At 48.0% G+C, this 14,040-nt stretch carries 13 protein-coding genes; 9 read left to right on the top strand and 4 right to left on the bottom strand.

What is annotated here, in order from left to right; all coding sequences use genetic code 11:
- On the bottom strand, positions 1-1,459 hold a 1,459-nt coding region (locus PLA23_RS04175), incomplete at its 3' end, for an AAA family ATPase (RefSeq protein ID WP_324474125.1).
- A 216-nt stretch (positions 1,460-1,675) separates the two neighbouring features.
- Here PLA23_RS04175 and PLA23_RS04170 point away from each other — a divergent pair.
- The 4 genes from PLA23_RS04170 (at position 1,676) to PLA23_RS04155 (ending at position 5,198) form a co-directional block, all read left to right on the top strand.
- Positions 1,676-2,863 (top strand): MFS transporter, encoded by a 1,188-nt coding sequence (locus tag PLA23_RS04170; RefSeq protein WP_324474124.1) that lies wholly within the window; start codon positions 1,676-1,678, stop codon positions 2,861-2,863.
- A 195-nt stretch (positions 2,864-3,058) separates the two neighbouring features.
- A complete protein-coding gene (locus tag PLA23_RS04165; protein WP_324330708.1) occupies positions 3,059-3,427 on the top strand; it encodes a DUF167 domain-containing protein in 369 nt (122 codons plus the stop codon).
- Between the two features lie 101 nt (positions 3,428-3,528).
- On the top strand, positions 3,529-4,857 hold the full coding sequence (gene dnaG, locus PLA23_RS04160) for a DNA primase DnaG (RefSeq protein ID WP_324474122.1): 1,329 nt from the start codon (positions 3,529-3,531) through the stop codon (positions 4,855-4,857).
- 56 nt (positions 4,858-4,913) lie between these two features.
- Positions 4,914-5,198 carry a UPF0058 family protein gene (locus tag PLA23_RS04155; RefSeq protein ID WP_324330711.1) on the top strand — a complete coding sequence of 95 codons (285 nt, stop codon included), beginning with the start codon at positions 4,914-4,916 and terminating at the stop codon, positions 5,196-5,198.
- A 5-nt stretch (positions 5,199-5,203) separates the two neighbouring features.
- Here the strand turns inward: PLA23_RS04155 and PLA23_RS04150 are convergent, their stop codons facing one another.
- Positions 5,204-5,992, bottom strand: coding sequence for an ATP-grasp domain-containing protein (locus PLA23_RS04150; RefSeq protein WP_324330712.1), 789 nt, complete (start codon positions 5,990-5,992; stop codon positions 5,204-5,206).
- Positions 5,993-6,010: 18 nt separating this feature from the next.
- Positions 6,011-7,498, bottom strand: coding sequence for a tetraether lipid synthase Tes (gene tes, locus PLA23_RS04145; protein WP_324330715.1), 1,488 nt, complete (start codon positions 7,496-7,498; stop codon positions 6,011-6,013).
- Between the two features lie 113 nt (positions 7,499-7,611).
- On the opposite strand from tes, the gene PLA23_RS04140 reads away from it, so the two are divergent.
- From PLA23_RS04140 to argF, 5 genes are all read left to right on the top strand, one after another.
- Positions 7,612-8,112: a CDP-2,3-bis-(O-geranylgeranyl)-sn-glycerol synthase gene (locus PLA23_RS04140; RefSeq protein ID WP_324330719.1), complete on the top strand. Its 501-nt coding sequence runs from the start codon at positions 7,612-7,614 to the stop codon at positions 8,110-8,112.
- Complete coding sequence (gene pyrE, locus PLA23_RS04135) at positions 8,106-8,624, top strand: orotate phosphoribosyltransferase (protein WP_324330717.1); 519 nt, start codon at positions 8,106-8,108, stop codon at positions 8,622-8,624. The genes PLA23_RS04140 and pyrE overlap by 7 nt, the downstream gene beginning before the upstream one ends.
- Positions 8,625-8,672: 48 nt before the next feature.
- Positions 8,673-10,202, top strand: a complete 1,530-nt coding sequence (locus tag PLA23_RS04130; protein ID WP_324474120.1) for an NHL repeat-containing protein — start codon at positions 8,673-8,675, stop codon at positions 10,200-10,202.
- A 326-nt stretch (positions 10,203-10,528) separates the two neighbouring features.
- Complete coding sequence (gene purD, locus PLA23_RS04125) at positions 10,529-11,827, top strand: phosphoribosylamine--glycine ligase (RefSeq protein WP_324331211.1); 1,299 nt, start codon at positions 10,529-10,531, stop codon at positions 11,825-11,827.
- Complete coding sequence (argF, locus tag PLA23_RS04120; RefSeq protein WP_324331210.1) at positions 11,824-12,732, top strand: ornithine carbamoyltransferase; 909 nt, start codon at positions 11,824-11,826, stop codon at positions 12,730-12,732. Before purD ends, argF begins: the two co-directional genes overlap by 4 nt.
- 158 nt (positions 12,733-12,890) lie before the next feature.
- On the opposite strand, the gene PLA23_RS04115 is transcribed toward argF, so the two are convergent.
- Entirely contained in the window at positions 12,891-13,904 is a 1,014-nt protein-coding gene (locus PLA23_RS04115) for a lysylphosphatidylglycerol synthase transmembrane domain-containing protein (protein WP_324331209.1), read from the bottom strand.
- Positions 13,905-14,040 lie beyond the last annotated feature (136 nt).

Below are 14,040 nucleotides of genomic sequence, written 5' to 3'. Positions count from 1 at the left end.
CCGCCCTTCCAAAACCGGTTTCCGGCTGGGATCTGATCTCATATACTGCCCGCAGGTTTGCCAGGAGTCCTAATACAAAGGCATGAAACACAGCCTCGGGTAGTTTTGCGAGATCATGAATACTGACAAGACTGAGGATGAGATTTTGCAAGGTATCTTCAAGAACCGCTTGTGATCTGCTCTCCAGGAAGAATGAGACAAATGATTTCATTCCGGCAGTGGTATCTCCATTCCCAAAAATATTGTTGACGAACTGCTGATATGCTGTGGATATTTCAAGATTTGGTATGCTCAGTGCATAGGTAAGAAGTGTTGGGTTATAGTCTGCAAACCTGGGGTCTTCAGCTCGAAGATATCCTGAAAAATACAGAAAACTCCAGATATGTGCAGGGTTTTTCCCGATGTCCCGAAACGTGATTGTCTCCGTGATCGGATACCGGATTATTTCTCCTGAGAGGAGCTGTTCAAGATCCTGTTTGATCCCAATCCCCCCTTTGCCCAGTTCCTCATAAACCAGGGTATTGGAAGCGGTATTCAGCCAGTACGGTGCAGGAGGAGCAGGGTACTGGGAGATATACATAGATACTGACCAGGGGTTGTAGATCGTCTGTGAACCAAACCGATACCCGTCATACCAATCCCGGACAATGTCTGCCTGATCAAGCCGCCCGAAATCTCTGAGTATCTGCAGAACTTCCTCCTCTGTAAAGCCAAACAGTGTTGAAAGGGTGTTTGGCAGGAGGGAGGTGGAGACAAAAAGATTATTCAGTCCTGAAAATATTGATTCTTTGGCAACCCTGAGTATTCCGGTAATGACGGCACGATAGAGGGCATGGGCATTCTCATGCTTTAATCCTCCGCCCAGCCATGAACGGAGGAAATCAGCGATTTTGTCGTAATACCCGTTCTGCCAGCCCTCGATCATGGGGGTGTCATACTCATCAATGAGGACGATAACTGGTTTTTTGTGAAAGGTATAGAGCCAGGTGATGAGATTTTTCAGACTTGCCTTAAGCGTTGCATCATCTGGTGTGCCGGTATACAATGCATCAAACCCTCTCTGGTAAATCGGGGGGAGGTCAGGACGGAGGTATGGAAGCGGTATGAGGAGCTCAGCAATCTTCTCAATCAACCGGTTTCGCATCTCATTCCATGTCGTTCCCTTCACATCCTTCAGGCTGATGAATATGACCGGATACTGCCCCTGGTGTTGCATGCAGTCAGGATATGAGGCTATTGCAAGGTTTTGAAAGAGGTACCTGCGATCTTCGTCAGAACGTTCAAAAAAGTACCGGAGCATGGTCATATTCAGGGTTTTTCCAAACCGGCGGGGCCGGGGGAGGAGGACGACTTTGTTTCCTTCAATGACCTCCCGAATGAGGAGTGATTTGTCAACAAAGTATCCTCCTTCATCGATCAGTTCCTGAAAATCGTCAACTCCAATCCTGAATACCGGCATACTGTATCTCTTTGTGATATGAGGTTAAATATCAGTCTCAATGATTCCCGATAAGAGAGAAAAACCCCTCTGAATGTTTGAAGGGGTATATAGTAATTATAAATTACATTTTTTGGAAGGGGGGTTTTCGCTATTCTCTCCAAGATATCGGAATGACAACGCTCACATAATCATCCTCACGTGAACCATATATCAAATCAGAAGAGAGTATGATCTATGCATCAGATTCGGACTACTCAGTATACCGCATATCGTATTATCATTCTTCTCGGTATTGTCGCCCTTTGTGGTGATATCATATATGAAGGGGCACGAAGTATCAGTGGTCCGTACCTGCTGACCCTTGGTGCATCTGCGGTTCTTGTCGGGACGATAACCGGTGCTGGTGAATTTTTGGGATATGCAGTCCGACTTATTTCTGGTACAGTTGCTGACTCCACACGGCAGTACTGGGTCATGACGGCTCTTGGGTACGGGATGCTTCTTACGATCCCACTCCTTGCGTTTTCGGGATCATGGGAGATAGCAGCCCTTCTCTTTATTCTCGAACGGATTGGAAAGGGAATCCGATCACCACCAAAAGATACGATTCTCTCACATGTAACCGCTCCGGTCGGGAGAGGAATGGGGTTTGGGATTCATGAACTGCTGGATCAGATCGGTGCAGTGGCAGGGCCGATCATCCTGGCATTGGCACTTGCCGGCACAGGTGATTATAAAGAAGGATTTCTCATCCTGTTCATCCCGTTCATACTTCTTATCGGGCTTGTACTGGTTGCATGGAGACTGCTTCCTGACCCGGTATCTTTTGAGGCATCACATAAAGCAACCAGGCAGGAGATGAAAGGAATCGGTCGTGAATTCATTCTTTTCTCAATCTTTACCCTGCTCTGTACTGCAGGTTTTCTCTCGTTCCCGCTCATATCCTTTCACGCGTTACAGACCGGTCTGATGGCTGCCTATGAGATTCCGCTCCTGTATGCCGGCGCTATGCTCGTCGATGCAGCGGTTGCACCTGTAGTCGGACGACTGTATGATCAAAAAGGGATAATTCTCCTGCTTCCTATCCCGCTTATCGGCATCATCCTCCCATTCCTTGGATTTGGGATAAGCAGGGAGATGATCTTTCTTGCAGCACTCTTGTTTGGGATATCCATGGGAATCCAGGAGACGGTGCTCCGGGCTGCGATTGCTGACCGGATCCATATATCAAAACGGGGGACAGCGTTTGGGATTTTTAATACCGTCTATGGCGCCGGGTTTTTCATTGGCGGGGCAGCTGTCGGATGGATGTATGAGATGTATGCAGATCTGGCTCCGGTTGTTCCGGCAGGAGTGTCATTGGGTGCTGTCATGGTATTTCTGCTGGTATGGGGAAAAAATCACTCACTCAACCAGGGCTGACAGGACAGGGATGAAACACCGGATTCCCAATCAGATACGAACACTTTTTCGAATCCAGGACAGATGGTTATTTCACCACCCGTTCCTAATATTAAACCACTTTTAAATATTCTTTACCTGCTCATCGGGAATACATCATTTCAGGAAATACAACAAAAGGATAGGTATACTCTAATCACATGCAGGACAAAACTCATGAATTCCCAATCCCGTGACAAAAAGATACCATTAAACGCAGATACCCATTCCATTACCAATCCAGACACCGATCTCTGTCAGGAGACTCCTGATGGTATCATCATCACCGTTGAGGTATCTGCAGGAAGTAAAAAGGAGGTATTTCCTGATGGATACAATCCCTGGCGAAAGGCATTTAAAATTTCAGTAAAAGCCCCACCTGTAGAAGGGAAAGCAAATAAGGCAATAATAGAACTCATTGCTGCCCGGTTTTCACTCCCAGCCCAGGCAGTCACCATTCTGTCAGGTCAGACATCATCTGTCAAGCGGGTAAGAATTCAGGGCATCTCGCGTCAGCACCTGATTGACCTCACAGATGACCGGTAAATACCAGAAAAATGTGTCCCGCACCCCAATTCTTATATACTTTCTGGTAGATGAATCACCGATAAATATGATTCACACCATACTACAAAGGAGGGTCCCGAGTGCATGATCAGGACACAACGAAGTATCGAATTCACCTGGTGGTCCAGGCTGACGGGGTGGTTGACCGATCGGATGTAGTCGGGGCAATATTTGGTCAGATAGAAGGACTGCTTGGGTCTGAACTCGAACTTCGTGAGCTCCAGAGACAGGGGAAACTGGGACGGATTGATGTCAAGATCCAGAGCAAAATGGGAAAATCATATGGTGAGATTACCATTCCCACCTCGGTTGACCGGGCAGAGACTGCCATTCTTGCGGCATCTATGGAGACTATCAACCGGGTCGGTCCCTGTACCTCTGAAATTCATGTTCAGTCAATAGAAGATGTGAGGATAACCAAACGGACACAGATTATCGAGCGGGCCAAGGCACTCCTCCTTGAGTTTGAGGAACCGGGTATTGATCCTGATTCCCTCATTGATGCCGTGCGTGAAAGCCAGCGAATAGAGAAGATTGCAACCATCGGGCCGGATAATGTCCCGGCAGGACCGAACGTTCTCGTATCCGATGCAATCATTGTCGTTGAGGGACGGGCGGATGTCATCAACCTGCTTCGAGCCGGGATTAAGAATGCCGTGGCGGTCGAGGGCACAAGCATTCCAAAGACCATCATTGACCTGTGCCGGAAGAAGACCGCAACCGCATTCTTTGACGGAGACCGGGGAGGGGATCTTATCCTGCGTGAACTCCTAGAAATCACCGATGTGGATTTTGTCGCGTATCCGCCCCGGGGTGAGTCTGTTGAAGATCTCAGCAGAAAGGAGATCATCAAGGCACTTCGAAACAAAGTCCCCATTGAATATGTTCTTGAGGACCGGGTCAGTGAGTACCTCTTATCTCAAAAATCCGAACCGATCGTGCGCTCATACCCTGGACAAGAGGGAGAAGAAGTGCTGTCATCCACATCTGAGCCGGTCAATGGAACTGATGATGAACCGGTTTTTGAAAATGGATCAACACCTGCCGAAGATGAGATCATCTCCTGTGAGTGCCCGGACGAGAGAGATCCTGCCGTGCGGGAGACTGATGATGCGGAGGAGGAGACACGTCCACGGACGGTATTTTCCCATATCCGGGAGGTAAAAAACCGGGGCACTGCCCGTCTCATCGGACCTGGCGGAGAGGTAAAGAATGAACTTTCTGCCGGAGAAATTGAAGAAAAACTTGGGTTAATTGATGATGACCTGGAAGGCGTTGTTATCGACCAGGAAGTCACCCAGCAGCTGCTTGATCAGTTCACCATGCTTGGAATCAGATATCTTGCCGCTCCCTCGTTTACCGGGATTGTGCGAATGCCGGCAACAATCCGCCTCATTCCTTTCAGATAAGGAATTCAGGCTATTTTTTTATATTTTTCAGACCTATCTCATAATGGAGATCCAGTGTGCATAAAGAAGAACTGATTACCCTCCATACCATGCTCACGAATATCCGCGAATATCTGCAGGAGCAGAATCCTGAGGCTGATTTCTCTGAGTATGATGCCCTGGAAATCACCCCGACGCAGACCCACAGGAGTAAGGTCGAGCATAAATATGCGATTTTTGTCCTCGGGAATGCCATTGCAAAGGCGATGAGAGAGGTTGATAATCCATCAGCCCAACGGATGGCTGACCGGATGCATGAACTTGCAGAACGGACCCTGAAAGAGATCGAAATGGAAGGGTAATCCCTTCAACACGTTTGATCCTGACTGATCAGGTACTCGGCCAGGAGCCGGGGGATAGGTGCCTCCATGCAATGCCAGTTCGGCGTTCCATTTACCTCAAGGACTACATATGAGCCATTGCAGGCGAGAAGATCGACACCGCCATAATCAACCCCGACAACCTGTGCAGCTCTGACTGCGATATCTGCCATCTGTGGCGGGATTTCAATCGCACATCCACAGCCCCCCTGATGGATATTATGGGTCAGGTGCTCAGAAACCCGCATGATTGCTCCTACGGCCTTGTCTCCAATGACAAAAACCCGATAGTCACGATCATTAGGCACGTACTCCTGCAGGTAATACGGCGGATCACCCAGCTCATCCTCATGCTCGACCAGATGAATGCCGACCCCGTCAAATCCATAGACTGGTTTTGATACCGCTTTTTTGTGCTTTTTAATAAATTCTCCAGCCAAGGCCCGTGATTCGGTAAAGAACGTGGCAGGAGTCGGAACCGCGTTCTGCATCAGAAGAGCCGAGGTCATCACCTTACTTGCACAGGTGACAATCCCTTCCGGAGAGTTTATTATCCGGTTTTTTAAGGACAGGGCCTGGAGTGACTCAAAATTGTGACCATTCTGTCTGATTCCGCACGCCCAGATGGTTGTACCGGTGAGGTCATCAGAGAAGGGATCGATGGCTTCTAAAAACCTGACCTGGTATGGGTATCCTATCCGGTCAAGTTCGTCCATGACCATCCGGGTAGAATTGTCAGACGGAATGTCGGTCGGCTTTGGAATAATGGTAATCATAACACACCAAAAAAAGGTTTATGCAAAAGGTCTGCTGTATTTTTTCCAGATCTCTTCCCGAAACACCGGCCCGCTGTTATAGGTGCAGAAGGGGATAAGGGTTCCATCCGGTGTTGCATAATGGATACAGCACTGACTGACCCGCTCTACATCATAATTATAGTTATCCATGAAATGCATCATCCCAATAAAAAGGGCATTCCAGTGAAACTCACGAAGGGAGTCAAAGTTATGAGTGATGAGTGCCTTTCCAAGGGTTGTCCAGAGTTCACGACCGCCCTCTTCACTCTTCTTTACGGAAGCATAGAGCTCCTTTATCCCATTGATAGCAACCATCTTTCTGCTGATAGGACCGGCGGATGCCAGCTGGGTGGTAAGCCGCTCAATTGAGTCAAAAAACGCATCAACATCGATCATACGGTTGATCGGGACGATCTTTTTGTCCCTGACAAAGACATAGGTCGCTGCTCCGCAATGCTGATGAGCGGTAAACCGGAGCTGGGGTTTGCCGGTATATGCCTCGATAAAGTCGCTGATGGGCACAACACAGGGAACCGGGTAAAAGTCCTCCTTCTCGACCATACCCTCTGTCTGCTCCTCAATACGGTTCAGGAGTTCAGGGATGGTGATCCGCTGCTGCTCAATATCCTCCGGTGATGCTGCTCCGGTAAATGAGACCGGCTGAAAGTTCACTCCCCGGATAACATCAATATTTTCTGCTGCAAACCGAACGATGTCCCCGATTTCATGATCATTCTGACCTTTTATGATCGTTGGGACCAGTACCACACCCTGTTTTGCTTTTCGAAGGTTTTCTATGGCTTTCAGATCATGGGCCAGTTTAAAGTTGGTCTCCTTGCTGACTCCGTCAAAGTGCAGATATACCGTGGATAGTCCGGCCTCTCTGAGCCGGACCGGGTACTCCGGATCCTGGGCGATGATGAGCCCGTTTGTTGCCAGCTGAACCTGCATAAACCCTAGATTTTTTGCAAGCCTGATAATGTCACAGAGATCCTCACGAAGCGTCGGCTCACCGCCTGCAAACTGGACGGCCGGAGCAGGGGTGGGTTTTTCAGAGCGAAGAAGGGTCAGCATGTCCCTGATCTGATCATATGTCGGTTCATAGATGTATCCGCATGCACGGGCATTGGCAAAACAGAAGGAACAGTTCAGGTTACACCGGTTTGTCAGATCGATATTTGCAAGGAGCGTGGTTGATGTATGATTATTACAAATCCCGCAATCATAAGGGCAATTGCTTATTTCTTTGACAACCTGGGGATTTGCAAGGCCAGACCCTTTCACCCCGAACGCTTCATATCTGCGCCATGCCTCAATGTCATCCCAGTACAGGTATGAAAAATGACCATGTTCAGGACAGGTCCTGTTGATGTACACCTTTCCATCTTTTTCAGTAATCTCTGCATCGAGTACTTTTTTGCATATCGGACAGAGACTTTTCGTTTTTTTGAGGAGTATACTATCACCACCAGCGGGTATTCCCATACCGGGTATCACTTCTGCTCATATGTATGCGAAAACCTAACCTTATAGGTATGCCGGATTCAGCAACAATACTCAGCAATGGACTCATTCTTCTCGGTTCTGCAATATGGGTAATGCTCCCCGCATATCTTCCCAATAATTTTGCAACTCTGACCGGTGGTGGCATGCCCATCGATATGAGGAGGACCTGGTCCGACGGGAGGCGTATTCTGGGCGATGGAAAGACCATACGGGGGTTTGTTGGCGGGGTTACAGCAGGTATTCTCATAGGACTCCTTCAGATGTATGCGGAGATATCCGGCCTGGTGCCCTGGTTTCCTTCCCATACACTGACTGCGGTTATCCTTCTTGCCGTGGGGTCACTCCTGGGAGATCTGATAAAAAGCTTTTTCAAACGACGGCAGGGGATAGAACGTGGCGGGGAGTGGTTTTTGGTGGATCAGCTGGATTTCGTTATCGGAGCTCTGCTCCTTACCCTGCTGCTCGATTCGGCATGGGTAGTTCAGACCATAACACTTCCGCTCCTGATTACCATCCTGATACTGACACCCCTCCTGCACCGCACCGTGAATATTATCGGGTATAAACTGGGATTGAAGAAGGTACCATGGTAACCACAACACTGCGTGAGATGCTGATTACTGCTGATGCGATACGATTTGGAGATTTTACCCTTGCGTCAGGGAAAAAGAGCACGGTCTATATTGATATTAAAAAGGCGATAACAAGCCCGGCCATCCTGAAAAAGATCGCATCAGAGGTTCTTTCACGAAATCAACAATTTGATGCCGTTGCAGGAGTTGCAGTCGGCGGAGTTCCCCTTGCCGTCTCAGTCTCCCTTGCCGCCGATAAACCCTATGTGATCATCAGAAAAGAACAGAAGGGACATGGTCTTGCCAGTCTTATCATTGGGGAGGTCTCAGGAAAACGCATCCTTCTTGTCGAAGATGTGACAACCTCCGGCGGGTCGGCAGTGTTTGGTATTGAGCAGCTCCGCTCTGCCGGTGGTCTTGTGAAGGATGTGATCGCTGTTGTTGACCGGAACGAAGGGGCAGAAAAAACGTTACGCGATCTGAATGTCACCCTGACCCCCCTGGTCAGAATGCAGGATCTTATAACCGGATAGCATCGGCGACAGGCATGCCATTAAATCTGTATGATAGAATGATATTCTATGAACCGGCATGAGGGTACCATTCTCATCCTACTTGTCGCCGGTATCCCGGGTAGCATCCTCATCGGATATATCTTTCATGAAAACGTATCAGGCCAGATACCAGATAACACATCTGCGGGACGGGAGGTATCCCTCTCTCAGCAGGGTTTTATTCAGCCGTCACTCCTGGTACCGCTCTCTCATTCCTCATTTCTTGTCAGTGATCTCAATAACAAGGCCCTGCTGCTCGTTCAGGAGAACGGAACGATTCAGAGGATTATCACGCGTGAGGTAGCGCAGCCATACGGGTACTGGGATATTGCCGGAATCGCACAGGATAGTCAAGGGAATATCTACCTGTCTGACAGGAGCACCCACCGTATTTTAAAACTGAGTGGGACAGGATCGCTTAGTACCAGCTGGGGAGGATTTGGGGAGGGGGAGGGACAATTTGATTCCCCTTCAGGAATAGGTATTGTCAATGGTTCAGGAAAAGAACTTGTATATGTCTGTGATACCGGAAATGCGCGAATTGAGGTCTTTACCCAGCAGGGCATATACCAGTACAGCTTTCAGATTCCCTCTGATGAGCAGAAAAATATCCGGATTGTCCGGCCAAAAGAACAGAAGACTTCCGTGGACATTCAAAAATTCAAAGTCATCCCTCAAAAAGGTGCGAATCCTGCATTTGTTAAGCGGACATTTACCATTCAGTCCTCAGGCTCTGCCCTTGATATGATCTTTTCTGTGAACCGGTCAGTGTATCTTGGTGCTCAAAAGATCTCGTTCCAGTCATCGGACATATCAACCCGAAATCCTGAAGAGTGGGTCCCGGTGGTCTCTGCGATTCTTGCAGATCCAACGACCCAGGATACCATACAGAGCACATTGGCAGAGATACGCCGAAATGCCAATATAAAAAAGATTTGTGAGAGCGCAAAACTGGAGTGTATTGCCCATTTCATTCAGCAGATTCCTTTGACCGAGCAAACAGAAAACCGGTACCCAGTCGAGATTTTACATGATAAGATGGGGAATACCTATGACAAGGCCTTGTTTTTATATGGACTGCTCAAAGAGGCTGGTTATGATGTAGTATACCTTGCATACCCGGGTCTGTCTCATGCTGCTGTTGGAATCCGCCTGACGGATCCGGTAAACAGTAAGGCACTTGCAACATACACAGACAGTAATGGCAGCATATATTTGTATATTAACCCGGACGGACCAGGATTTATCGGTGGAATTGCTCAGAAATACCGCAAGATCGATCCATTCGTAATCCACCTGGATACAGAGAATGGTACCGGCATCTGCGCAGATCATATGTACTCAACCTATGTTGTAGAGAGCATCTTTTCGCTCTCTGACAAGTATCAGTTCCTTCTAAATAAAGAAAAGGAAGAGAAGGGGGATGATGCACGTAAGATTCGGGACAGGTATCAGAAGATTAAAGGAGTTCTTGATTTTATTGAGAAAAATCCATGGAATACTGAACTTGCATACATGAGGATAAAGAATGCAAAGGTGAATGAAATTCGTGTGTAACCATGATGGGTATTTCCCACCATCCTCTTCTCTGTTTCCTGTCACAAACACGGGTTTGTAATGAAGAGGTAATGATAGGTTTAATGGGGTATACCGCATATTGGTACGAGAATATACGTATAAGATCCGATATCTATGACATCATTTACCAGAGGGGGCTGTTTTTTGCTTCTCCTCCTGATTATTTCTTACATACCCGGATGCAAAAAAGCGCTTCTTTGCAGAAGGGGGATCGGGATCTTTCTCCATTCATATAAGAGAGTGCCACTCCCAGGCACGTTCTGAATTTTTTATTAATTTGCTATACATTGACCGGAGTATCAGGAATGAGTTCACATACAAACATCTTGGTTGTCGGAAGCGGAGGGAGAGAACATGCGATAGCAGTGGCATTATCCAAAAACCCACAGACCAGAATCTTTGCTGTTATGAACAGGATGAATCCGGGTATTGCGGAATGTGCGTACAAGGTGCTCATTGCGCCGGAAACCAATCCCGAAATTATAAAACAATTCTGCCTGGAACATGAGATTCGGTTTGCATGTATTGGCCCTGAAGCTCCGCTTGAAGCAGGGGTTGTTGATGTCCTCATCAAGGAAGGGGTACAATGTGTCGGTCCCTCAAAACTGGCTGCCCGGATTGAGACTGACAAAGCGTTCTGCAGAAATCTGATGAAGAAATATCATATACCCGGTCTTCCCGAATACCATATCTTTCAATCCGGTACTGATGCTGAATCATTCCTGAAATCTGCCACGAAAGAATATGCAATAAAACCATCCGGTCTGACCGGGGGAAAGGGCGTCAGGATCATGGGAGAACACCTGACCCATGATGAGGCATGCAGATATGTCCATGAGCTTACGGGTACTGTGGTTATTGAGGAGCGGTTGACCGGCGAAGAATTCACCCTTCAGGCCTTCGTTGACGGAACCCACCTTATCCCGATGCCTCTTGTTCAGGATCACAAACGGGCGTATGAAGGAGATGTCGGCCCGAATACCGGTGGGATGGGATCATACACCCTTCCTGACCACCGGTTTCCTTTTGTGACTCAAGAGGATTATGACAAAGCGTTCGCTATTATGAAACAGACCGTCGCCTCTCTTGCCGCTGAAGGAACCCCGTATGTGGGTATTCTGTACGGTCAGTTCATGAATACGGCACACGGCCCGATGGTCATCGAGTTCAATGCCAGGTTTGGGGATCCGGAGGCGATGAACGTTCTGTCATTGCTCATCAGTGATTTTACCACCATTGTTCAGGCAATTACTACCGGGAGACTTGATACCACCACGGTAACCTTTGCGAATAAAGCAACCGTCTGTAAATATCTGGTGCCGGAGGGATATCCGGATAATCCGATATCCGGAGGGAAACTGATTGCCCGGCAAAACCACAGAGCACTGTGTTATTATGCCAGTGTGATCCGGGATGGAGAGTTCCTCATTACCCAGAGTTCACGGACTATGGCATTTGTAGGTATCGGCGATACACTTGAAGAGGCTGAGCAGATTGCAGAAGAGGCAGCATCTGCTGTTTCCGGCCCGGTCAGACATCGTCGGGACATCGGGACCAGGGCTGTCCTTGAGAAGAGAATCTCGCACATGAAGGAGATCAGATGAAGAAAGATTTCATATCAATTCTTGATATCTCCCGGGAGGAACTGGCAAATCTTCTCGCACATGCCAGAAAATTAAAGGAAGAACGAAGAGTCGGGATACATACACCGGTTCTTGCTCATAAAACCCTGGGGATGATCTTTGAGAAATCATCCACAAGAACGAGGATATCTTTTGAGACCGGTATGTTTGAGCTGGGTGGTCATGCCCTGTTTCTTAATCCAAAAGATATGCAGCTTGGCCGGGGAGAAGCGATTCGTGACACAGCACGGGTCATGTCACGGTTTGTATCAGCGATTATGATACGGGCCAACCGTCACGAGGAGGTCTTGGAGCTGGCCGCCCATGCTGACATTCCGGTGATCAACGGCCTTTCCGATCGGGAACATCCCTGTCAGATTCTGGCCGATATCATGACCATTGAGGAACGACTCTATCGAACCGAAGGGGTTAAGGTAGCCTGGATTGGTGATGGGAATAATGTCTGTACCTCGCTCATTCTGAGTACCATTCTTACCGGCATGGAGGTAGTAGTGGCATCTCCTTCAGAATTTGCTCCAAATGAAGAGATCGTGGCAGAGGCAATCCGGATGGGAGCACAGGTGAGGATAGTGACCGATCCACGAGAAGCAGCTGACGGGGCAGATGTGGTCATGACCGATACGTGGATATCCATGGGGCAGGAAGATGAGATCGACCGGAGAAGAAAGATTTTCATGCCATATCAGGTGAACACAGAACTGATGGCCTGCGCAAAACCCGGAGCGATTGTGATGCATTGTCTCCCGGCACACCGGAACTGGGAGATTACCGATGATGTCATCGATAGTAAAGCAAGTGCGGTATGGGATCAGGCAGAAAACAGGCTGCATGCCCAGAAGGCTCTCCTGGTCAGATTACTGGCCTGAATTTTTACTGGAATTATTGATGTATCCGTATGTGACGTCCGATGGTAAAACCGGGGCTTGATGGATTGTAGTACTACACCGAAGTGGGTTTTTGGTTTAAAGGAAAACCTATGACCCATACCACTTTTGTGGTTCTCATTATTTCATCCGACCTTGACTCACGCCGAGATCTCGCGCTTAAATATTAAAACGGTTGCGATAACGCCAAACACAATATTCAGATAAAACATAATCAGCCTCCACAGAATGATAAACACTCCAAGGACGGCTGTTGGAACAAACAGGGCATACAAAGATGTTGCCGAGATCTCTGCAATGCCTGAAGCTCCCGGCGTTAAGGGTATCATACTGATGAGTGCAATAATGATCTGACTTAATATCGACTCAGATATTGCCGGAGGAAGACCAAGCCCCATAAGAATTACCGATGCAACGATAAATTCTGAAAACCAGAAGAGGATGGAGAATAGTGACCCCTGAATAATTCCTTTCTTCCCATGACTGGTAAATGCGGTGATACCGGAACAGAAATTATCAAATTCAACATCGGTGCTTGCGATGATCCGGCGGATCCCTGGCGTCTTCATCTTTGCTTCGATCCAGTGCAGAAGACGCATGACTTTCTCTTTTGCTGATTCAGGCCGTTTTGCAGCAAAAAACAGAATCGCAACAAACAGGATGAGCAGGGCAAGTGAGAAGAATATAATAAACACGATTCCTTCACCCATGTCCCAGATCACCTTCCCCATGACAAGAAGGCTGAAGACCGTAAGAGCAACAAGGATAACCGCATCAAGGACCCGTTCCATAATGACAACCGCAGTAGCGTCACCAACTGGCATATCGGCTTTATAGAGTTCGTGGATCCGGACCGGTTCTCCACCGGCCTGACCGGGCGTGATTGCACCGATCAGCAGATTCGCAACCACCATATTGTAACAATGGCTGTATCTGACCTGATATCCGAGTGATGCAGCCATGACCTTGATTCGGGCTGCCCAGAGTGAGAACGAGATAAAGCGGAGCCCGATTGCCATGAATAAAAACCAGATGTTGATATGGGTGAGATATTGAAGCGTATCCTCGTTAAAGGTGGATGCAAGAAGGAAGACAAGGATCCCCATGGAGAATGCAAGGGAGAGATAAAACCACCTTTTCTGTTTTTTATCCATGATATCTCTCCTTTGGGAAAATTTCAGCAGATATTACTTTTTGTACTATATCTTCTTTCGTATCTCTCATTCTGGAAGAAGAGAGAGTCGATTTAGAACCTCTTCGGCTGCTTCAATACCGCCATCCAGGTACAGA

The sequence above is a fragment of the Methanospirillum sp. genome, assembly GCF_035406105.1.
Taxonomy (GTDB): Archaea; Halobacteriota; Methanomicrobia; order Methanomicrobiales; family Methanospirillaceae; genus Methanospirillum.
Note: the sequence above shows the minus strand (reverse complement) of the source record. Positions and strands in the feature narration are given on the sequence as shown.

Bases quoted from the DNA above. Each gene is read 5' to 3' on its own strand.
- PLA23_RS04170 (WP_324474124.1), top strand. From the start codon at position 1,676: ATGCATCAGATTCGGACTACTCAGTATACCGCATATCGTATTATCATT.
- PLA23_RS04165 (WP_324330708.1), top strand. From the start codon at position 3,059: ATGAATTCCCAATCCCGTGACAAAAAGATACCATTAAACGCAGATACC.
- PLA23_RS04150 (WP_324330712.1), bottom strand. From the start codon at position 5,992: ATGATTACCATTATTCCAAAGCCGACCGACATTCCGTCTGACAATTCT.
- tes (WP_324330715.1), bottom strand. From the start codon at position 7,498: ATGGGAATACCCGCTGGTGGTGATAGTATACTCCTCAAAAAAACGAAA.
- PLA23_RS04140 (WP_324330719.1), top strand. From the start codon at position 7,612: ATGCTCCCCGCATATCTTCCCAATAATTTTGCAACTCTGACCGGTGGT.
- pyrE (WP_324330717.1), top strand. From the start codon at position 8,106: ATGGTAACCACAACACTGCGTGAGATGCTGATTACTGCTGATGCGATA.
- PLA23_RS04130 (WP_324474120.1), top strand. From the start codon at position 8,673: ATGAACCGGCATGAGGGTACCATTCTCATCCTACTTGTCGCCGGTATC.
- purD (WP_324331211.1), top strand. From the start codon at position 10,529: ATGAGTTCACATACAAACATCTTGGTTGTCGGAAGCGGAGGGAGAGAA.
- argF (WP_324331210.1), top strand. From the start codon at position 11,824: ATGAAGAAAGATTTCATATCAATTCTTGATATCTCCCGGGAGGAACTG.
- PLA23_RS04115 (WP_324331209.1), bottom strand. From the start codon at position 13,904: ATGGATAAAAAACAGAAAAGGTGGTTTTATCTCTCCCTTGCATTCTCC.